At 69.6% G+C, this 20,135-nt stretch carries 19 protein-coding genes; 1 reads left to right on the top strand and 18 read right to left on the bottom strand.

Features of this window, described 5'->3' with window-relative positions; translation table 11 throughout:
- Positions 1-68 precede the first annotated feature (68 nt).
- The gene (locus ACWFRB_RS20005; RefSeq protein ID WP_452643013.1) at positions 69-1,259 is read left to right on the top strand and encodes a dipeptidase; all 1,191 of its coding nucleotides are present in this window, start codon (positions 69-71) and stop codon (positions 1,257-1,259) included.
- Between the two features lie 22 nt (positions 1,260-1,281).
- Here the strand turns inward: ACWFRB_RS20005 and ACWFRB_RS20000 are convergent, their stop codons facing one another.
- From ACWFRB_RS20000 to pyrR, 18 genes are all read right to left on the bottom strand, one after another.
- Positions 1,282-2,310 carry an esterase/lipase family protein gene (locus tag ACWFRB_RS20000; protein WP_452643034.1) on the bottom strand — a complete coding sequence of 343 codons (1,029 nt, stop codon included), beginning with the start codon at positions 2,308-2,310 and terminating at the stop codon, positions 1,282-1,284.
- 117 nt (positions 2,311-2,427) lie between these two features.
- Positions 2,428-3,096 carry a PadR family transcriptional regulator gene (locus ACWFRB_RS19995; protein ID WP_452643012.1) on the bottom strand — a complete coding sequence of 223 codons (669 nt, stop codon included), beginning with the start codon at positions 3,094-3,096 and terminating at the stop codon, positions 2,428-2,430.
- A gap of 101 nt (positions 3,097-3,197) precedes the next feature.
- Positions 3,198-3,992, bottom strand: a complete 795-nt coding sequence (locus ACWFRB_RS19990; RefSeq protein WP_452643011.1) for a class I SAM-dependent methyltransferase — start codon at positions 3,990-3,992, stop codon at positions 3,198-3,200.
- Between the two features lie 46 nt (positions 3,993-4,038).
- Positions 4,039-4,269, bottom strand: coding sequence for a DUF2188 domain-containing protein (locus ACWFRB_RS19985; protein ID WP_452643010.1), 231 nt, complete (start codon positions 4,267-4,269; stop codon positions 4,039-4,041).
- A gap of 125 nt (positions 4,270-4,394) precedes the next feature.
- Positions 4,395-4,793 carry a VOC family protein gene (locus ACWFRB_RS19980; RefSeq protein ID WP_452643009.1) on the bottom strand — a complete coding sequence of 133 codons (399 nt, stop codon included), beginning with the start codon at positions 4,791-4,793 and terminating at the stop codon, positions 4,395-4,397.
- A 118-nt stretch (positions 4,794-4,911) separates the two neighbouring features.
- Complete coding sequence (locus tag ACWFRB_RS19975; RefSeq protein WP_452643033.1) at positions 4,912-6,873, bottom strand: primosomal protein N'; 1,962 nt, start codon at positions 6,871-6,873, stop codon at positions 4,912-4,914.
- 131 nt (positions 6,874-7,004) lie between these two features.
- Complete coding sequence (gene metK, locus ACWFRB_RS19970; RefSeq protein WP_097209893.1) at positions 7,005-8,219, bottom strand: methionine adenosyltransferase; 1,215 nt, start codon at positions 8,217-8,219, stop codon at positions 7,005-7,007.
- A 151-nt stretch (positions 8,220-8,370) separates the two neighbouring features.
- Positions 8,371-9,666 carry a bifunctional phosphopantothenoylcysteine decarboxylase/phosphopantothenate--cysteine ligase CoaBC gene (gene coaBC / locus ACWFRB_RS19965; protein WP_452643008.1) on the bottom strand — a complete coding sequence of 432 codons (1,296 nt, stop codon included), beginning with the start codon at positions 9,664-9,666 and terminating at the stop codon, positions 8,371-8,373.
- 10 nt (positions 9,667-9,676) lie between these two features.
- On the bottom strand, positions 9,677-9,979 hold the full coding sequence (rpoZ, locus tag ACWFRB_RS19960) for a DNA-directed RNA polymerase subunit omega (protein ID WP_027499672.1): 303 nt from the start codon (positions 9,977-9,979) through the stop codon (positions 9,677-9,679).
- Between the two features lie 128 nt (positions 9,980-10,107).
- Entirely contained in the window at positions 10,108-10,659 is a 552-nt protein-coding gene (gmk, locus tag ACWFRB_RS19955) for a guanylate kinase (RefSeq protein WP_452643032.1), read from the bottom strand.
- 91 nt (positions 10,660-10,750) lie between these two features.
- Positions 10,751-11,074 (bottom strand): integration host factor, actinobacterial type, encoded by a 324-nt coding sequence (mihF, locus tag ACWFRB_RS19950; protein WP_027499670.1) that lies wholly within the window; start codon positions 11,072-11,074, stop codon positions 10,751-10,753.
- A 126-nt stretch (positions 11,075-11,200) separates the two neighbouring features.
- Positions 11,201-12,073, bottom strand: coding sequence for an orotidine-5'-phosphate decarboxylase (pyrF, locus tag ACWFRB_RS19945; RefSeq protein ID WP_452643007.1), 873 nt, complete (start codon positions 12,071-12,073; stop codon positions 11,201-11,203).
- Positions 12,070-15,420, bottom strand: coding sequence for a carbamoyl-phosphate synthase large subunit (gene carB / locus ACWFRB_RS19940; RefSeq protein WP_452643006.1), 3,351 nt, complete (start codon positions 15,418-15,420; stop codon positions 12,070-12,072). The genes pyrF and carB overlap by 4 nt, the downstream gene beginning before the upstream one ends.
- On the bottom strand, positions 15,420-16,601 hold the full coding sequence (gene carA, locus ACWFRB_RS19935; protein ID WP_452643005.1) for a glutamine-hydrolyzing carbamoyl-phosphate synthase small subunit: 1,182 nt from the start codon (positions 16,599-16,601) through the stop codon (positions 15,420-15,422). The genes carB and carA overlap by 1 nt, the downstream gene beginning before the upstream one ends.
- The gene (locus tag ACWFRB_RS19930) at positions 16,598-17,089 is read right to left on the bottom strand and encodes a PH-like domain-containing protein (protein ID WP_452643004.1); all 492 of its coding nucleotides are present in this window, start codon (positions 17,087-17,089) and stop codon (positions 16,598-16,600) included. The genes carA and ACWFRB_RS19930 overlap by 4 nt, the downstream gene beginning before the upstream one ends.
- Positions 17,086-18,381: a dihydroorotase gene (locus ACWFRB_RS19925; protein ID WP_452643003.1), complete on the bottom strand. Its 1,296-nt coding sequence runs from the start codon at positions 18,379-18,381 to the stop codon at positions 17,086-17,088. The genes ACWFRB_RS19930 and ACWFRB_RS19925 overlap by 4 nt, the downstream gene beginning before the upstream one ends.
- Positions 18,378-19,322 carry an aspartate carbamoyltransferase catalytic subunit gene (locus tag ACWFRB_RS19920; protein ID WP_077041500.1) on the bottom strand — a complete coding sequence of 315 codons (945 nt, stop codon included), beginning with the start codon at positions 19,320-19,322 and terminating at the stop codon, positions 18,378-18,380. The genes ACWFRB_RS19925 and ACWFRB_RS19920 overlap by 4 nt, the downstream gene beginning before the upstream one ends.
- On the bottom strand, positions 19,319-19,969 hold the full coding sequence (gene pyrR / locus ACWFRB_RS19915) for a bifunctional pyr operon transcriptional regulator/uracil phosphoribosyltransferase PyrR (RefSeq protein WP_452643002.1): 651 nt from the start codon (positions 19,967-19,969) through the stop codon (positions 19,319-19,321). The genes ACWFRB_RS19920 and pyrR overlap by 4 nt, the downstream gene beginning before the upstream one ends.
- Positions 19,970-20,135 lie beyond the last annotated feature (166 nt).

Raw genomic sequence — 20,135 nt, 5'->3', positions numbered from 1 at the left:
GCGGCGGCATCCGTGCGAGATCCCAGAACACTCGATCAAACTGGTTCGCACACCTTAGGATTCGCGGCATGTCGTCCCCGAAGCGCAAGTGGCCCCGTCGCGTCCTGCTCGGTTCCCTGGTCCTGATCGTCGTGGCGCTCGTCGGCTTCTTCACCATCGCGCCCGGTGCCATCGAGCGAAGCATGAACAAGGTCGTGCCCGCGGATCTGCCGGAGGTGACCGCGCAGACGCAGAGCCTCCACGACAGTCTGCAGATCGCGGACATGCACTCGGACACCCTGATGTGGGATCGCGACCTCCTGAAGCGATCCGGTCGCGGGCACATGGACCTGCCTCGACTCCAGGACGGCAACGTGGCATTGCAGGTGTTCTCGTCCGTCTCGAAGTCGCCGAAGGGCCAGAACTACGACGCCAACTCGGACGAGACCGATAACATCGAACTCCTCACGATCGCCCAGCTACAGCCGCCGCGGACCTGGGGCTCCCTTCTCGAGCGATCGCTCTATCACGCGGAGAAGCTCGAGAACGCGGCCGCGGACTCGGACGGCCAGCTCCGGTTCGTGAAGACACGAGACGAACTCGCGACTCTGCTCGCGGACCGCGCGGCGGGACAGAACGTGACCGGCGCCCTGTTCTCGGTCGAAGGCCTGCAGAACCTCGAGGGCAAGGCCGAAAACCTCGACGCGCTCTACGACGCCGGGATGCGGATGGCGGGGTTCACCCACTTCTTCGACAACGAGGCGTCCGGCTCGATGCACGGCGAGGTCAAGGGCGGCCTGACCGATCTCGGGCGGACGGTGTTCGCGGAGATGGAACGGCGCGGCATCATCGTCGACATCGCCCACGCCAGCCACCCCGCCATCAAGGAGATGCTCGAGCGTGCGACGCGGCCCGTGGTCGCGAGCCACGGCGGCGTGCAGGCCACCTGCGACGTCAACCGCAACCTCACCGACGACGAGATCCGCGGGGTTGCGGCCACCGGGGGCGTCGTCGGAATCGGCTACTGGGACGCGGCCGTGTGCGAGCTGACCCCGGCCGCGGTGGTCGATGCGATCGAGCACGTGATCGAGGTGGGCGGCCTCGCCACAGCGGCGCTGGGCAGCGACTACGACGGAGCGACCACGGTCGCATGGGACACCAGCGAGATCGCTGTGGTCACACAGGAGCTGCGCGACCGCGGCCGCAGCGACGACGAGATCCGGGCGATCATGGGCGGCAACACGTTGCGCGTGATGGCCGAGGTGCTGCCGGCCCGCTGAGCGCCGCGGACCAGCGACGGGATCAGCTACCGCCGCTGCTGCCGCTACCGTCGCTGCTGCCGCCGAAGTTGCTCTCGTACATCATCTGCGGGATCCCGGTCCCCAGTGCGACAGGGGCACAGACCGGTTCGGGGGCTCCCGGATCGAGCGCACGAAGCACGAGACCGACGGTGAACGGGTCGTAGACCATGTTCATGTGCCCGGTCCGGTCTTCCGGGCACAGCGTCTGGATGCTGAGGTTCGTCGCGCCCTGACCGCGCAGGGCGACATTCGACGCGGGCTGGATCATCTCGTCGTACTGGGTTCCGATGGTGGTGTAGCTCACGCCGGGGACGGTGTCGGCTGGCTCGTTCAGCGCATCCAGGAAGGGCGACCCCTGGATCTGTTGGCCGACCGCCTGTCCGAGCACGGCCTCGATCGCCTCGGCCCCGCCGGGGATTCCGTCGACGACCGGCGCCAGACCGTAGAAGACCCCGCCGTACGACGGCGACGCCACCCCGACCCACCGCTCGACCACCGCGGCCCCGCCGAGCCGGTTGACGAAGTACCTCGTCACCGTCGCGCCCTGGGAGAACCCGACCAGGTCGACCTTCTCGGCGCCGGTCGCCGCGCGCACCCTCTGCACGAAATCGGCGGTCTGTTGCCCGCTGACCCGCATGTCCTCGGTCCCGAACGAGTCCCCACCCGGCTTGCCCCCGTAGTTGAGGGCGAAAACGCAGTAGCCCGCCGCCTTGAGCGCGGGCGAGATCGCGGACCAGTCCGAGTAGGCGTTGGCGTCGGTGCCGTGCGCGAGGACCACCGGACGCGGATGCGCAGCGGAGGGCTTGCAGGAGAAGTCGTTCGATCCGGGCGGTGCGCTACCGGGATGCCTTCGGGCGAAGGCGGCCGCATCGGCGTGGGTCGTCTGCGCCGGACCGGGATTCTCGGGGGTCTCGGAGATCGACCCGCCGCCCTGGGTGGCGCTGGATTGGGCGTGCGCGGACGCCAGCGGGAGGACGGTGGCGGCGCACGTCAGCGAGACGATCGCGACGATCCTGCGAGCCGCCCCCACCCCAGACGGCCTCGAATCGAACCGGTTCACGATGCACATCATGCACGCGATGACCACGGCCGCGGGACCACATGAAGGTCACAATTTCGGTACGGTTCGGCTGATTTCGGTTGACGATCACGCCTGCGGCTCGGGCTCGGCGCCTTCAGGAGGCGCGGGATTGGCCGTCGGGTTCGGATCGTCGGCAAGAATCCGGTACAGCGCGCGGCGGGACTCGGTGAGCACCTCGCCCGCAGTGCGGATCTGCTCCGGGGTCCCGACCGCGGCCACCTGACCGGCCGCACCCATCAACTGCCCGATCAGTCCACGCAGGTCCTGCGCCTCCTGGCCGACGCCTGCGCTGACCTCGTCCCACGGGTTCCCCAGGTCGGCTTTGTTCTCCTCCACGTACGCGACGCCCGACTCGGTCAGGCGCGCGGTCTTGCGGCCGGCCACCTTCTCGATCAACACCAGGCCCTCGTCCTCGAGCTGAGCGAGCGCGGGGTAGATCGAGCCGGGGCTGGGCCGCCAGACGCCGTTGCTGCGCTCGACGATCCGCTGGATCAGTTCGTAGCCGTGCATCGGCCCCTCGGCGAGAAGCAGCAGCACCGCGGCACGCACGTCACCGCGCCGACCGCGTCCGCCACGCCCGCGCCCACGGCCGAGCCGCTGGCCGCCGGGACCGTGGCCGGGCCCGAAGCCCATCCCCGGACCGAATCCGGGGCCGAACCCGTCGCGACGACGATCGCGCCCCTCGCGTCCCGGCCTACGCCTGCCGCGCCCGTGCTCTCGTTGAATCTCTTCCATGTCAGCCTCCTACGACTGTTCGTATCAATTACGTTCTCGACGATATATCGACAAACAGTCGATAGCAAGGTGTCGGCCGTCACGCTCGGATCGGGGGTGGCTCACGGGCGGCAACCGTCGACCGTCCACGCCCGCGCTCGCAGGGCGACAGCACCGGAGGCGTTCCGCGGGGTCGTGGTGCGAAGCCTCTCGCGCAGGGCGGCCCGATGGTCCTCGGGCAGGCTCGCGCAGTACCCGGGGGCGGGCCCCTGACCGCCGAGGAACGGGCGCCAGAAGTCCTCGAAGTCCGCGAACACGGTGTCCACCTCGACCTGCCCCACCCGGACTCCGGTCAATCCCGCCGAACCGAAAAGCTCGCGCAGCGGCTCGGGGCGACACAGGGGAAACCGGCGCCCCTCGTCCACCGCGGCGGCGGCCGGGTCCAATTCCGTGGCGGCGTCCCAGAACCGCCGGATCATGCCCATGCCGTCCGCGTAGTCCCACACGTAGGACGCGACCAGCCCGGCAGGCCGGGTGACCCGGATCATCTCGGCCAGGGCAGCCCGCGGATCGGGTACGAAGTTGAGCACCAGCGCGGAGACGACCCGATCGAGCTCGCCGTCGGCGGCAGGGATCGCTGCCGCGGAGCCGAGCCGGAACTCCGCCCGCTCATCCGAACGAAGCGCGGCGGCGGCCAGGAACCCGGCCGAGGGGTCGACCCCGAGGACCCGCGTCGGCCGCTCCGTGGCCAGGATCGCCTGTGTCAGCGAACCCGTCCCGCACCCGACGTCACACCACACCGCCCCGGGCAGCGGCGGCAGACCCCGAAGGAACTCGACGGCGACCAGGCCGCTCCACCGCCCCATGTAGCGCTGATAGTCCTCGCCGCTCGCCCACACCTCCGGCCGAGCCGCCATGACCCACCCTCCTCACGAGCGCACTCGCGAGGGCGAAACGCCCGCGCTAACAGTCGAATTCGCGGTAAGCGAAACCGTCCCGCCCGTGCAGCACCACCTTTGCCGGGTGGTGCGCGTGCGCCAGTTCACGGGCGGCGGCGATCGCCTCACGCTCGGTCCCGAAGTAGCTGTGCTCGCGCGAACCGTACTGGTGCACCTCCCAGCTGTGCGCCGCGTCGCCGGCGTGGGGCAAGACGTCGTAGGTCCTCCGCGTTGTCGATGGCGTTGTCCGCTTCATGCCGAGCCTCCTCGGACTCAGACGTGTGGTGAACCACGAATCCACTTCCAGTGAACGCCCTGACAGTGCGGGACACAACAGCCGGTCCGTCGCCGCCGGGTAGCGGCGGAGCGACCCGCGAACGTCTACGCCGGCGGCGCGAAGAACTCGAGGGCGATGTTGTCCGGATCTCGGAAGGAGATACCGGATCCGTAGTGCGCTGACTTGATCCCGCCGTGCTCGATCCCCTGGGCGTCGAGCCGATCCCGCCATCGGGGCAGCTCGTCGGGGGAACACCGGAACGCGACATGGTCGAGACCGACCTGCCGTTCATCGAATGTGGTGGGGCCACCAGCACTGGTATGGGTATGCAGCCCGAAGAGCGTTCCGTCGTCGAGTGCGAACACAGTGTGGTGGAAGGTTCCCGAGCCCTCGTCCTCGTCGAGCACTGGCGCAGCGCCGAACAATGCGCTGTACCACGCGGTGCTGGCGGACAGGTCGGATACCGTGATGGCGATATGGGCAAGGCCCGGGAAACTGGACATTTGTACCGCTCGCTTCCTCGAAGAACTCGTTCCATGGTTGATCCGGCACGGGTTCTCAACCTATCGAGCAATGTCCTTCGACGGGGTGCATCGGGAGCTGCGACATCGTGCTCGTTTCTCAGCCGATCCGGACCGGGTCGATCTGCACGCGGACCGACCCCGCTTCGCGCCTGGCGCCGCGCACGGCCTGCGCCTCGGACAGCGCCCTCGCCAGGACGCCGCCGCTCCCCCGCGGCACCCGCAGGAGCATCCGCTCGACCTCGGCTGGCTCCGGGCCGTCACCCGAGAACGGCAGTCGTTCGCCGGGCGGCAACGGCACCGGACCGAGCCGCTCCACCACGTCGGGCAGCGTCGCGTTCGCCAGCAACGCCTCGATCGCCTCGCGCGAGCCGTCCACCGCGGCGATGTGCACGGTCGGCGGGAATCGGACCTCCGCCCGCTCGTCGAGCTGAACCTGGGCCGCGCCCACCGGATCCCAGCGAACCAGCGACTGGACCGTCGGCAGGCCGGAGTCGGCGACCACCACGACCCGGCCACCCTCGCCCGCCGGACGCACCAGCGAGCCCGCGGTCATCCAGCGCCGCAGCGTCTCCTCCTCCGCCCGCAGGTCGGCCCGCCCCAGCAACGCCCAGCCGTCCAGCAGGAGCGCGGCCCCGTAGCCGCCCGGCATCACGGGCTCGGCACCGACGGTCGCCACCACCAGCCGCGGACCCGGCTTGACCGCCGCCGTCACCTCGGTCCCGCCGGAATGCGTCACCGCGACGCCGGGGAAGGCCCGGCCGAGCTCCTCCGCGGTCCGGCCCGCCCCGACGACCACGGCCCGCAGCGACCGCGACCCGCACGCGTTGCACCGATGGGTGGCGTCGGCGACGCCGCACCACCGGCACGTCGGGGTGCCCGCACCGTCCGGCCCCACCGCCGATGCCAGCGACATCGGACCGTTGCACCGTCGGCACCGGGCCGGTGCACGGCACTTGCCACAGGCCAGGGACGGAACGTAACCGCGGCGCGGCACCTGCACGAGGACGCCTGCCCCCGCCTTGAGCGCCTCCCTGGCCGCGGCGAAGGCGATCGCGGGCAGTCTCGCCGCCCTTGCCCCCGGGTCCCTGGCCAGCGCATGGTCACTGTCCGCGAGGGCGGTGACCTGCGGCGCCCTGGCCCGCACCTCGGAGCGGTCGGCCACCAGGTCGTGCGCCCAGCCCGAGTTCACCAGCGCCTGCGCCTCGGCGGTCCTGGCATGGCCACCGAGCACCAGCGCACAGCCGCTCGCGTGTGCCCGCAGCAGCGCCACCTCGCGGGCGTGGGGGTACGGCGAGCGCGGCTCGGAATGGCTGTCGTCGCCGTCGTCCCACACCGCGACCAGGCCGAGGTCCGGCACCGGCGCGAACACCGAACTCCTGGTACCGACCACGATCCGGGCGGTGCCGCGCAGCGCCGCGAGCCAGCGGCGGTACCGCATCGCGGGACCGAGCCCCGCCGCCAGCGGGACCACCAGATCGTCGCCGACCAGGTCCACACACGCCGCCGCGACCCGGTCCAGGTCCTTCTGGTCGGGCACCACCAGCACCGCGGTCTGGCCGCGCGCAACGACCACGGCCGCCAGCTCGGCCAGCCGGGCGGGCCAGTCCTCCCCTGGTAGCGCCTGCCAGACCGCCCGCGGACCGCGGCCTGCCCGCACCGCGGAGACGAAGGCCTCGCCGTGCACGTAGTCCGACCAGGCCTCGCAACCGGGAGACGTCGGGGCCTGCGCCCGCTCGCCGCACGGCTCCGCCTCGACACGCGCATGGCGAGGCGGTATCGCCAGTCTCAGGACGTCCGCCCTCGTGCCCGCGTACCGCTGGGCGACGGCGTCGACCAGGTCGGCGATCTCCTTGGTCAGGACCCGCTCCCCGCTGACCACCTTGTCCAGCCAGCCCAGCTTGCCGGGGTGCTCGCTGGTCGCGACGCGCTCGACGAGGAACCCGTCCACCAGCCTGCCCGCGAAGCGGATGCGCACCCGCACCCCCGGCTGGGCCTGCTCGTCGAGCTCGCGCGGTACCCGGTAGTCGAACTCGCGGTCCAGGTGCGCGAGCGGCAGCATCGGGATCACCCTGGCGACGGGCAGCTCCGCCGCCGGTTCCCGTTCCGCGCTCACCGCCACGAACCGACCACCCCGTACCGACGGCACGAGCCGCCCACCGGGATCGGTGAGCGGCTCGTCGCTGCAAGCACTTAGAGTCCGGCGGCCGCGCGCAGCTTCTCGGCCCGGTCCGTGCGCTCCCAGGGGAGGTCGATGTCGGTGCGGCCGAAGTGCCCGTACGCCGCGGTCGGCGCGTAGATCGGGCGCAGCAGGTCGAGATCGCGGATGATCGCGCCGGGGCGCAGGTCGAAGACCTCGGTGATCGCCTTCTGGATCAGCGCCGGATCGGTCCGCTCGGTGCCGAAGGTCTCCACGAACAGGCCGACGGGTGCCGCCTTGCCGATCGCGTACGCGACCTGGACCTCGATGCGCTCCGCCAGACCGGCTGCGATGGCGTTCTTGGCCACCCACCGCATCGCGTACGCGGCGGACCGGTCGACCTTCGACGGGTCCTTGCCGGAGAAGGCGCCGCCGCCGTGGCGGGCCATGCCGCCGTAGGTGTCGACGATGATCTTGCGGCCGGTCAGGCCCGCGTCGCCCATCGGCCCGCCGAGCACGAACTTTCCGGTCGGGTTGACCAGCAGCCGGACGTCGGCCGTGTCGAGGGTGGGCACGCCCAGCTCGGCGAGCACCGAGCCGAGCACCTTCTCGCGGATGTCGGGGGTGAGCAGGTTGTCGAGGTCGATGTCGGCGGCGTGCTGGGTGGAGATGACGACGGTGTCGAGCCGCACTGCCTTGTCACCGTCGTACTCGATGGTGACCTGGGTCTTGCCGTCCGGGCGCAGGTACGGCAGGACGCCGGTCTTGCGGACCTCGGTCAGCCGGCGCGAGAGCCGGTGCGCGAGCGCGATCGGCAGCGGCATCAGCTCGGGGGTGTCGGTGCAGGCGTAGCCGAACATCAGGCCCTGGTCGCCCGCGCCCTGCCGGTCGATCTCGTCGTCGGTGATGCCGTCGACCCTGGCCTCGTGTGAGTGGTCGACGCCCTGCGCGATCTCCGGGGACTGCGCGCCGATCGCGATGTTCACGCCGCAGGAGTTGCCGTCGAAGCCCTTGGCCGAGGAGTCGTAACCGATCTCGAGGACCTTGTCGCGGACGATCTTGGGGATGTCGGCGTATGCGGTGGTGGTGACCTCGCCCGCCACGTGCACCTGACCGGTGGTCACCAACGTCTCGACGGCCACCCGGCTGCGCGGGTCCTGTTCGAGCAGTGCGTCGAGAATGGAGTCGCTGATCGCATCACAGATCTTGTCCGGGTGTCCCTCGGTCACGGACTCACTGGTGAATAGCCGACTGCCGGACTTGCTCACAGATCTCCCTCTCGCCACAGCGTTGGTATTGCCCCACAGACCCTAGTGCGGGGTACGACGGATATGAACCATTGAAATCAGCAGAAAAATGAAATCAGCGGAAATGTATTCCCTCCGCGCCGGGTCGGCGACAAAGGGTCTGACTTTCAGACTACGAGGCCGAACCGTTCTGCGCGTGCGCGCCCCCGCCACTCTCCAGCAGGGACACCAGGGCGTCGAGCACCCGACTGGCCATCAACGCCTTGGAGCCGTACTCCAGCGCCACCTCGGAGCCGTCGGCGCCGAGCAGCCAGCCGTCGTTGTGATCGACCTCGAACGCCTTGCCCTCCCCGACCGCGTTGACCACGAGCAGGTCGCAGCCCTTGCGGACGAGCTTCGAGCGCGCGTGCGTGAGGACGTCGCCGTGCGCGTCCCCGGTCTCCGCAGCGAATCCGACGATCACGGAGGTGTTCGGCAGGTCGCCGTCGCGGCGCGACCGGACGAGGCCGGCCAGGATGTCCTCGTTGCGGGTCAGCGGGATCGTGTCGGGCTCGTCGGCGCCCTTCTTGATCTTGCTGTCGGCGATGGTGGACGGCCGGAAGTCAGCGACTGCCGCGGCCATCACGACCGCCTCCGCGGCGACCGCGGCCTTGTCCACGGCCTCCTTGAGCTCACCGGCGGTGCGGATCCGGATCACCTCGAGTGCGGCCGGATCGGCCAGGTCCGCGGTGTATCCGGCGATCAGGGTCACCTCGGCGCCGCGCTGGGCGGCGAGCCGCGCGATGGCGTAGCCCTGCTTTCCGGAGCTGCGGTTGCCCAGGAACCGGACCGGGTCGAGGGGTTCACGGGTGCCACCTGCGGACACCAGGATCTTGCGGCCGACGAGGTCGCGGCGCAGCGCGTCCGGCCGCTCGAGCAGCAGGGTCGCCAGTCCGACGATCTCGTCGGGCTCTGGCAGCCGACCCGCGCCGGTGTCCTTGCCGGTGAGACGTCCGGAGGCGGGCTCGATCACACAGATTCCGCGTTCACGCAGGGTCGCCACGTTCGCGACCGTCGCGGGGTGCTCCCACATCTCGGTGTGCATCGCGGGCGCGAACACCACCGGGCACCGCGCCGTGAGCAGGGTCGCGGTGAGCAGATCGTCGGCCCGGCCGTGCGCGGCCCTGGCCATCAGGTCGGCCGTCGCGGGCGCGATCACCACCAGGTCGGCCTCCTGGCCGAGCCGCACGTGCGGCACCTGCGGGACGTCGGCGAACACCCCGGTCTGCACCGGGTTGCCGGAGAGCGCCTCGAACGTCGCGCGCCCGACGAACTCCAGAGCCGAGTCCGTGGGGATCACCCGCACGTGGTGTCCACTCTCGGTGAAGCTGCGGATGATCGAACAGGCCTTGTATGCGGCAATTCCGCCGCCGACCCCGACGACGATGCGGCGGGGTCGGTCGACGGAATCCGATAGGAGCTCGCTCACGGGCTCTGTATCACTCGCCTTCGGTGTGCTCGAGCAGGTCGGAGTGGATCTCGCGCAGCGCGATGGAGAGCGGCTTCTCCTGGAGGCCCGGCTCGACCAGCGGGCCGACGTACTCGAGGATGCCGTCACCGAGCTGGTTGTAGTAGTCGTTGATCTGGCGGGCACGCTTGGCCGAGTAGATCACCAGCGCGTACTTCGAGGAGGTGCGGGCGAGCAGCTCGTCGATCGGCGGGTTGGTGATGCCCAACGGGGTGTCGTACGCCGGGACGCCGTGTCGCTCGGCGTCGGACAAGGCTGCTTGAGTTGCGCTCACTGGCGAATCTCCTGTGGTGGTCGGCGCTTGTTTCAACTGCAACTACTTCTGAGAACTGCAGTTCGAGCAAAGGTGCTGCTAGTCGAGATCGGTACTGTTTTCTAGGCAGAATCCTGAAGGGACGCCGACTATCGCGGCGTTCCAACCAACAAGGATACCAACTCGTCGCACGCACGGTCGACATCCTCGTTCACGATGACCGTGTCGAACTCGTCCTTGGCCGCCAGTTCGACCTTCGCGGTCTCCAGGCGGCGGGCGACGACATCCGCGGACTCGGTGCCGCGACCGGTCAGCCGGGACACCAGTTCCTCCCAGCTCGGCGGCGCCAGGAAGGCGAGAATCGCCTCCGGCATCGCCGCCCGGACGGCACGGGCACCCGCCAGGTCGACCTCCACCAGCACGGGATGTCCGGCCTCGAGGGCCGCGATCACCGGCGCGGCGGGAGTGCCCGACCGCTGCAGCCCGCCGTGGATCTCCGCCCATTCGAGCATGTCGCCCGCTGCGATCATCCGCTCGAAGTCGTCGGCGGTGACGAACGTGTAGTCCTTGCCGTCGACCTCGCCGGGCCGCGGGTCTCTCGTCGTGGCAGACACGCTGAAGACCAGGTCGGGCAGCCGCTCGTGCAGTTTGCGGACCACACTCGACTTACCCACAGCTGAGGGGCCGGCCAGTACTACCAGCCGGCCCCTCTGCGCTGTGCTTTCCCCGCTGTCCGAAGCCGGGGTGGTCTTGCTGTTGTCTGACACGTTGTCTGTGTCAGCCACCAGATTCCTACTCAGCGTCGAAATCGAACCTGGTGAGCAGAGCCTTGCGCTGCCGATCGCCGAGGCCACGAAGGCGACGGGTCGGAGCGATCTCCAGCTCGGTCATGATTTCCTGCGCCTTGACCTTGCCCACCTTGGGCAGGGCCTCGAGCAGTGCCGACACCTTCATCTTGCCGAGGATCTCGTTCTCTTCGGCATCCTTGAGGACCTGCTTCAGGTCCGTGCCGCCGCGCTTGAGGCGCTCCTTGAGCTCAGCCCTGGCCTTACGGGCTGCAGCCGCCTTCTCCAAAGCAGCGGCGCGCTGCTCATCAGTCAACTGGGGAAGGGCCACGGTTCCTCCGTCTCGTCGTGTGCAAATAGTCTTCTGCCACCGGTTAACCAGCAGCGATAGCGACCGTACTCACGCCGGGCGCCGATTGCTAACCCACCCCCCAGGTCAGCGCGCAATTCCGGTGGGTTATGCGAGCCCGTTCTCGACTTCGTCCCTGACCCGCTCCGCAGCCTCGCGAAGCGCAGAAACAGACGGACCGTGCCGCAAAACATCACGAGAAGTGTTGGGCAACAACAACTCTCGTGAATCCCGGAAAATCTCCGCAAGATCGGCCACGGTTGCGCCCTGCGCGCCGAGTCCTGGCGCAAGAATCGGCCCGGAAAATTCCGATAAATCCAATCCGTGTCCGCGTGTCGCACCGACAACCAGGCCGATCGTGTCCCGGCCGTCACGGTTCTGCGCCACTGCCGCGTCAACGATCGATTGCGCCACCGACACACCCTCACCAGCGGGAACGCCCGAAAGGTCGGCAGCGTCGAGCTCATCACCCAACAACCGAGCACCCTGCAACTGCCCACCCTCCGGATTGGAGGTACGGGCGAGCACGAAGAGCCCGCGGCCGTGCTCGGTCGCCAACGCGACGGCGGGATCGAGCGCGCCGAATCCGAGATAGGGCGAGACCGTCACCGCGTCCGACGCCAGCGGTGCGTCCTCGCCCAGCCAGGCCTGCGAGTACGCCGCCATGGTGGAACCGATGTCGCCCCGCTTGGCATCGGCGACGACCAGCGTGCCCGCCGCGCGCACCACCGAGATGGTCCGCTCGAGCACCGCGTAACCGGCCGATCCGTAGGCCTCGAAGAAGGCCACCTGTGGCTTCACCAGCGCCACGTCGCCGACGAAGGCCTCCACGCATATCTCCGCGAAGGTCTCGACGCCCCCAGCGGTCTCTGGGAGCCCCCACGCCCGCAGCAGCGACGGGTGCGGGTCGATGCCCACGCACAGCCGGCCCCGGTCCGCGATGGCGGACCGGAGCCGGCTGCCCCAGCTGAGCTGGCTCACTTCTGTCCCGGCTCGCGCAGCGCCGCGTGCAGGTCCTGCAGCGAGCGCACGCCGATATCGCCCCTGATACCTGCCTCGATGCCCTGGACCGCCGCGGAGGCGCCCTGGACGGTGGTGATGCACGGGATGTTCACCGACACCGCCGCGCTGCGGATCTCGTAGCCGTCCACGCGGGGACCCGAGTTGCCGTACGGGGTGTTGATCACCATGTCCACCTCCCCCGCCTTGATCTGGTCGACGATGGTGCGCGCGCCCTCGGGCAGATCCTCGCCGGACTGCTTGTGCACCTCCTCGCAGGTGATGCCGTTACGCCGCAGCACGTCCGCGGTGCCCTCGGTGGCCAGGATCGTGAAGCCGAGGTCGGCGAGCCGCTTGACCGGGAAGATCAGCGACCGCTTGTCCTTGTTCGCGACCGAGACGAACACCACGCCGCTGGTGGGCAGCGAGCCGTACGCGGCGGTCTGGCTCTTGGCGAACGCGGTACCGAAGTCCGCGTCGATGCCCATCACCTCTCCCGTCGACTTCATCTCAGGGCTGAGCAGGGTGTCGACGCCGGTGCCGTCCGCCTTGCGGAACCGGTTGAACGGGAGCACGGCCTCCTTGACCGCGATCGGCGCGCCTGCCGGGGTGTTGCCGCCGTCCCCGCTGGCAGGCAGGACTCCGCTCGCACGCAGGTCGGCGATGGACTCGCCGAGCATCACCCGGGCGCAGGCCTTCGCCAGCTGCACCGCCGTGGCCTTGGACACGAACGGCACAGTGCGGCTCGCGCGCGGGTTCGCCTCGAGGACGTAGAGGATGTCGTCCTTGAGCGCGTACTGCACGTTCAGCAGGCCCTTGACCCCGATGCCCTTGGCCAGCGCCTCGGTCGAACGCCGGACGTTCTCGAGGTCCGCCTTGCCGAGCGTGATCGGCGGCAGCGCGCAGGCCGAGTCGCCGGAGTGGATGCCTGCCTCCTCGATGTGCTCCATCACGCCGCCGAGGTAGACCTCGGTGCCGTCGCACAGCGCGTCGACATCGATCTCGACCGCGTCCTCCAGGAACCGGTCCACCAGCACCGGACGGTCGTCGGAGATCTCGGTCGCGCGAGAGATGTAGTCCTGCAGCGACTTCTCGTCGTACACGATCTCCATGCCGCGCCCGCCCAGCACGTAGGAGGGGCGCACCAGCACCGGGTAGCCGATGCCGCCCGCGATCTCGCGGGCACCGTCGAAGGTGGTGGCGGTGCCGAACTTCGGCGCGGGCAGACCCGCCTCGGTGAGCACGCGGCCGAACTCGCCGCGGTCCTCGGCGAGGTCGATGGCCTCGGGGCTGGTGCCGACAATCGGCACGCCCGCGGCCTTGAGCCGCTTCGCCAGGCCGAGCGGGGTCTGGCCGCCGAGCTGGACGATGACGCCTGCGACCGTGCCCGATGCCGACTCGGCGCGGAAGACCTCGAGCACGTCCTCGAAGGTCAGCGGCTCGAAGTACAGCCGGTCCGCGGTGTCGTAGTCGGTGGAGACCGTCTCCGGGTTGCAGTTGACCATGACGGTCTCGTACCCGGCCTCGGAGAGCGTGAGCGCGGCGTGCACGCAGGAGTAGTCGAACTCGATTCCCTGACCGATGCGGTTCGGACCGGAACCGAGGATGAGAACCTTCGGCCGGTCCCGCTGCTCGGCGACCTCGGTCTCCGCGTTCGGGTCCAGCTCGTACGTCGAGTAGTGGTACGGGGTCTTGGCCTCGAACTCGGCCGCGCAGGTGTCGACGGTCTTGTAGACCGGGTGCACCTTCAGCTCGTCGCGCAGCGCGCGGACCGCGTCCTCACCGGCCGGGGTGTCCCCGAACTCCGGCCGCAGCGCGGCGATCTGGCGATCGGACAGGCCGTGGTACTTGGCCTGGCGCAGGGTCGCCTCGTCGACCGCCTCGGCCGCGCGGACCTGCTCCCCCAGCTCGTGGATCTGCTGGAACTGATCGAGGAACCACGGGTCGATCTTCGTGGCCTCGAAGAGCTGCTCGACGGTCGCGCCGAGCGCGAACGCCCGCTCGATGCCGTACATCCGGCCGTCCTGCGGCACGCTGAGATCCGCGAGCAGGGCGTCCAGGTCGTCGCCCTCGAGCTCGGGCCCGGTCCAGTAGCCGGCCCGCTTGGTCTCGAGCGAGCGCATCACCTTGCCGAAGGCCTCGGTGAAGTTGCGGCCGATCGACATCGCCTCGCCGACCGACTTCATGGTGGTGGTCAGGGTGCCGTCGGCGCCGGGGAACTTCTCGAACGCGAAGCGGGGCGCCTTCACCACGACATAGTCGAGGGTCGGCTCGAAGCAGGCCGGGGTCTCGCCGGTGATGTCGTTGACGATCTCGTCGAGGGTGTAGCCGATGGCCAGCTTCGCGGCCATCTTCGCGATCGGGTAGCCGGTCGCCTTCGACGCCAGCGCCGACGACCGCGACACGCGCGGGTTCATCTCGATGACGACGAGGCGGCCGTCGGTCGGGTCCATCGCGAACTGGATGTTGCAGCCGCCGGTGTCGACGCCGACCTCGCGCAGGATGTCGATGGAGAGGTCGCGCATCTTCTGGTACTCGCGGTCGGTCAGCGTCATGGCCGGGGCCACGGTCACCGAGTCGCCGGTGTGCACGCCGACCGGGTCGACGTTCTCGATCGAGCAGATGATGACCACGTTGTCGCGGCCGTCGCGCATCAGCTCGAGCTCGTACTCCTTCCAGCCGAGGATGGACTCCTCGATGAGCACGTTCGCGGTGGGCGAGGCGGCGAGACCGCCACCCGCGATGCGGGTGAGGTCTTCCTCGTTGTACGCCATGCCGGAGCCGAGGCCGCCCATGGTGAACGAGGGCCGCACGACGACCGGGTAGCCGAGCTCGACGACGGTGTCGCGGACCTCGTCCATCGTGAAGCAGACGCGCGAGCGCGCGGACTCGCCGCCGACCTTGGCGACGATGTCCTTGAACTTCTGCCGGTCCTCGCCGCGCTGGATGGCGTCGAAGTCGGCGCCGATGAGCTCCACGTCGTACTTCTCGAGGATGCCCTGCTCGTGCAGCGCGACCGCGGTGTTCAGCGCGGTCTGACCGCCGAGGGTGGCGAGCACCGCGTCGATCTTGTGGCCCTGGTCGGCCTCGCGGGCGATGACCTTCTCGACGAACTCCGCGGTGATCGGCTCGACGTAGGTGGCGTCGGCGAACTCGGGATCGGTCATGATCGTGGCCGGGTTGGAGTTGACCAGCGACACGCGCAGGCCCTCCTCGCGCAGCACGCGACACGCCTGGGTGCCCGAGTAGTCGAACTCGCAGGCCTGTCCGATGACGATCGGTCCGGAACCGATCACCAGGATGTGCTTGAGATCTGTGCGACGTGGCATTACTTCTTGACTCCCTCGAGCAGGCTGGTGAAGCGGTCGAACAGGTAGGCGGCGTCGTGCGGGCCCGCCGCGGCCTCGGGGTGGTACTGCACCGAGAAGGCCGAATCGTCGAGCAGGCGGACGCCCTCGACGGCGCCGTCGTTGGCGCAGGTGTGACTGATCACGGCGCGGCCGAACGGGGTGTCGAACTCCTGGCCGGCCTCGCCCTCGAGCGCGAACCCGTGGTTCTGCGCGGTGATGGCGATCCGTCCGGTGCCGTGCTCGATCACCGGGATGTTGATGCCGCGGTGGCCGAACTTCATCTTGTAGGTGCTCAGGCCGAGCGCGCGGCCGAGGATCTGGTTGCCGAAGCAGATGCCGAACAGCGGCAGGCCCTGGCCGAGCACCTCCTTGGTCAGGTGCACCGCGCCGTCGGCGGTGGCCGGGTCGCCAGGGCCGTTGGACAGGAACACGCCGTCCGCGCCGAGGTCGAGGATCTGCTCGAGGCTCGCGTTCGAGGGCAGCACGTGCACCCGGATGCCGCGCTGGGCGAACATCCGCGGGGTGTTGGTCTTGATGCCCAGGTCGATGGCCGCGACCGTGAACCTGGCCTCGCCGCCGACCGGCTCGATGATGTAGCCGTTGTCGGTGCTGACCTCGCCCGCGAGGTCGGCGCCGAGCATGGACGGCTGGTCCTTGACGGCCTGCAGCATGGCGGCGTCGTCGGTCAGCGCAGCGCCGGAGAAGACCCCCGCCCGCATGGAACCGCGGGTGCGCAGGTGCCGGACCAGAGCTCTGGTGTCGATGCCAGCGATGCCGACGATGCCCTGACGGACGAGCTCGTCCTGCAGCGACCCGGTGGCGCGCCAGCTCGAGGTGCGGCGCGCGGGATCGCGGACCACGTAGCCGGCCACCCAGATCTTGTTGGAGTCGCCGGAGGCCTGACGGCCCGCGCTCAGCGCCTCGCCGTCCTCGCCGTTCCAGCCCGTGTTGCCGATCTGCGGGGCGGTGGAGACCACGATCTGGCGGTGGTAGCTCGGATCGGTGAGGGTCTCCTGGTAACCGGTCATGCCGGTGCTGAAGACCGCCTCGCCGAGGGTCTGGCCGACCGCACCGAAGCTGGTGCCGCGGAAGATCCGCCCGTCCTCGAGGACCAGGGCCGCCGGTCCTGTGCCGCTCGCTGATTCAAAGCTGTCACTCACGCGTTCTCTCCGTTCACCCATGCCGGGTACACACTCTTGTCGTCTCCACGGAATCCGGTGTCGATCTCCGTTCCGGTGGGCAGCTCCCACCGGATCACCAGGACCCCGTCCTTGCTCATGACCTTGCCTGCGAGCCCGCGTTCGGTCCGGATCGCCCGGATCGAGGCCTGCGGGATCCAGATCGCCGAGGCGCCGTCTCGTTCGAGCAGCACACCCTTCTCGTGCCTGCTGATGTCGCCGGTCGCGCGGAAGCCGATGTCCCCGACCGCGATCCGGTCCTGCCAGCTGGGCGCGAGGGTGCTGCCCACTAACAGGCCGCTGCTCGGCGGGATCAGCTGCGCACCCAGGTCGGCAGGCACCGCGGGCAGTTCCCCGATCGCGTCCGCCTGACGGCCTGCCCGCTTCTTCCAGCCCCGGTACATCAGGGCCACCATCAGCGCCCAGAAAAGGAGGAAGCCGACCGTCAGCAGGATCCGGTCCGTGCTCATGCCCGCACCTTCCCGTCCAGGACGGTGACCCGGCCGCGCAGCAGGGTGGTGGTGACCCTGGCGCCGAACGTCATCGCGTCGAACGGGCTGTTCTGCGCGATCGACGCCAGCTCCGGTGCCCGCACCGTCCATTCGCGGTCCGGGTCCACCAGCGTGAGGTTGGCCGGCTCGCCGACCGCGATCGGTCGGCCCTGATCGCTCAGTCCGACGATCTCGGCGGGCCGCTCGCTCATGACCCTCGCCACGCCGCGCCAGTCCAGCAGTCCGGTCTCGACCATCGTCTGCGCGACGATCGCCAGCGCCGTCTCCAAACCGAGCATGCCTGGCCTGGCGGCCGAGAACTCGCAGCACTTGTCCTGCTCGGCGTGCGGGGCGTGATCGGTGGCGACGCAGTCGATGACGCCGTCGGCCAGGCCCTGTCGCAGCGCGGCGATGTCGCTGGGTTCGCGCAGCGGCGGGTTCACCCGGTTCACCGCGTCGTAGGTCTCCAGCCGCGAGTCGTCGAGCAGCAGGTGATGCGGGGTGACCTCGGCGGTGATCGAGATGCCCTGTCCGCGTGCCCACTTCATCAGCTCGACGGTGCCTGCGGTGGAGGCGTGGCAGATGTGCACGCGGGCGCCCGCGTCGCGGGCCAGCAGCGCATCGCGGGCGACGATGGACTCCTCCGCGGCCCTCGGCCAGCCCGCCAGGCCGAGCCGGGCTGCGGTCGGGCCCTCGTGCGCGACGGCGCCGACGGTCAGCCGCGGCTCCTCGGCGTGCTGGGCGATCAGGACTCCGAGCGCGCTCGAGTACTCGAGCGCCCGGCGCATGATGAGCGGGTCGTACACGCAGTGGCCGTCGTCGGAGAACATCTTGACCTTGCCGATACCCGACGCCATGGTCGCCATCTCGGCGAGCTGCTTGCCCTCGAGCCCGACCGTGACGGCGCCGACCGGATGGACGTCGACCAGGCCGACCTCCTGTCCCCTGCGCCACACGTGGTCGGTGATCACCACAGAGTCGGCGACCGGGCTGGTGTTGGCCATCGCGAACACCGCGGTGTAGCCGCCGAGCGCAGCAGCGGACGACCCGGACTCGATGGTCTCGGTGTCCTCCCGACCGGGTTCGCGCAGGTGCGTGTGCAGGTCGACGAAGCCGGGCAGCAGCACCTGGCCCGCCGCCTCGATGATCTCGGCGCCCTCGGGTGCGTCCAGTCCTGCGCCGATCCCGCGGATCTCACCGTCGGAGATCAGCACGTCCTGCGGCTCACCCTCGCCGTAGACGCGCGCCCCGCGGATCACGATGTCGCTCACAGCGCCACACCCTCCTCGGTACCGACCAACAACCCGAACAGGACAGCCATGCGAATGTGAACTCCGTTCGTAACCTGCTGCAACACTGCAGCTTTCGGTGAATCCGCGACTGCCGACGCGATCTCCATGCCGCGCAGCATGGGACCCGGATGCAGCACAACGGCATGCTCGGCGAGCATGCCCAGCCGCTTCTCGGACAGCCCGTAGGTGATCGAGTACTCGCGCGGCGACGGGAAGAACCCACCGTTCATGCGCTCGGCCTGCACCCGCAGCATCAGTACCGCGTCGACGCCAGGCAACTCCGCGTCCAGCGAATGCGACACGGTCACCGGCCAGCTCGACACCCCCACCGGCAGCAGCGTGGGCGGCGCGACCAGCACCACCTCCGCGCCGAGCGTGGAGAGCAGGAAGGCGTTCGACCTGGCCACCCGGCTGTGCAGGATGTCGCCGACGATCGCGACCCGCTTGCCCGCGATGGAGCCGAGCCGCTGCCGCAGGGTCAGCGCGTCCAGCAGCGCCTGGGTGGGGTGCTCGTGGGTGCCGTCACCGGCGTTGATCACGGCCGGGCCGTCGTCGCCGTCCGCGGTCCACTCCGCGATCCGGTGCGCGGCGCCGGAGGCCGGGTGCCGCACGATCAACGCGTCGGCCCCCGCGGCCCGCAGTGTCATCGCGGTGTCCCGCAGCGACTCACCCTTGGACACCGAGGAGCTGCTGGCGCTGACGTTGATCACGTCGGCGCTCATCCACTTGCCCGCGACCTCGAAGGACACCCTGGTCCTGGTCGAGTTCTCGAAGAACACCGTCATCACGGTGCGCCCCCGCAGCGTCGGGAGCTTGCGGACCTCGCGCCCGAGCAGGGCCTGCTCGAACCGTTCGGCCTCGTCGAGCAGACCTGTCGCGCTCTCGAGGGTCAGATCCGAAACGGACAACAGATGCTTCACAGATTCGGCTCCCCGCTCGCCTTGTTCGCGCCGCCGCGCGGCGGCATGTTCGCTCCACCGCTCAGCGTCACGCTGTCGACCCCGTCGTGCTCGACCAACTGCACCTTCACGTCCTCGGTGCGCGCGGTCGGCACGTTCTTGCCGACGAAGTCGGCCCGCAGCGGCAGCTCCCGGTGGCCGCGGTCGACCAGAACCGCGAGCTGCACGGCCTTCGGCCTGCCCAGGTCGCGCAGGGCGTCGAGCGCCGAGCGCACGGTCCGCCCGGAGAACAGCACGTCGTCGACGAGGACCACGAGCGCCTGGTCCACCCCGCCCTCGGGCACCGAGGTGCGCTCGAGGGGCCGGTGCGGCTTGGTCCGCAGATCGTCGCGGTAGAGGGTGATGTCGAGCGAGCCGGTCGGGGGGCGGACACCCGAGAACTCCTCGATCTTGTTCGCCAGCCGGTTGGCGAGGGTGGTGCCGCGCGTCGGGATACCGATCAACACCACTCGGGGCGGGTCGGTCTCGGCGTCGAGCGCGGTCTTCTCGATGATCTGGTGCGCGATCCGCGCGATCGTCCGACCAACGTCGGCAGAAGAGAGCAGCTCCCTGGTGACAGGGTGATCCTGGGCCGATGAATCGGCGGAGGATGGCTCGGGCGTGAGCAAGCTGGACCTCCTTCTCCGCCTCTCTGGACGGATCGTTAAAGGATGTCTGACGCCCGCCAGCCTATCAGCGCGGCGCCCGGGAACCCGAAGCGGTTCGGGGTGTGCTGAGCCACAGTCGAACCCCCGTTTCGACCGTGTCCCCGGCCGGACGACGAACGCCGCGGAC

The sequence above is a fragment of the Rhodococcus sp. NPDC055112 genome (genome assembly GCF_053607505.1).
The sequence above is the reverse complement of the archived record's forward strand: the minus strand, read 5'-3'. Positions and strand labels throughout refer to the sequence as shown.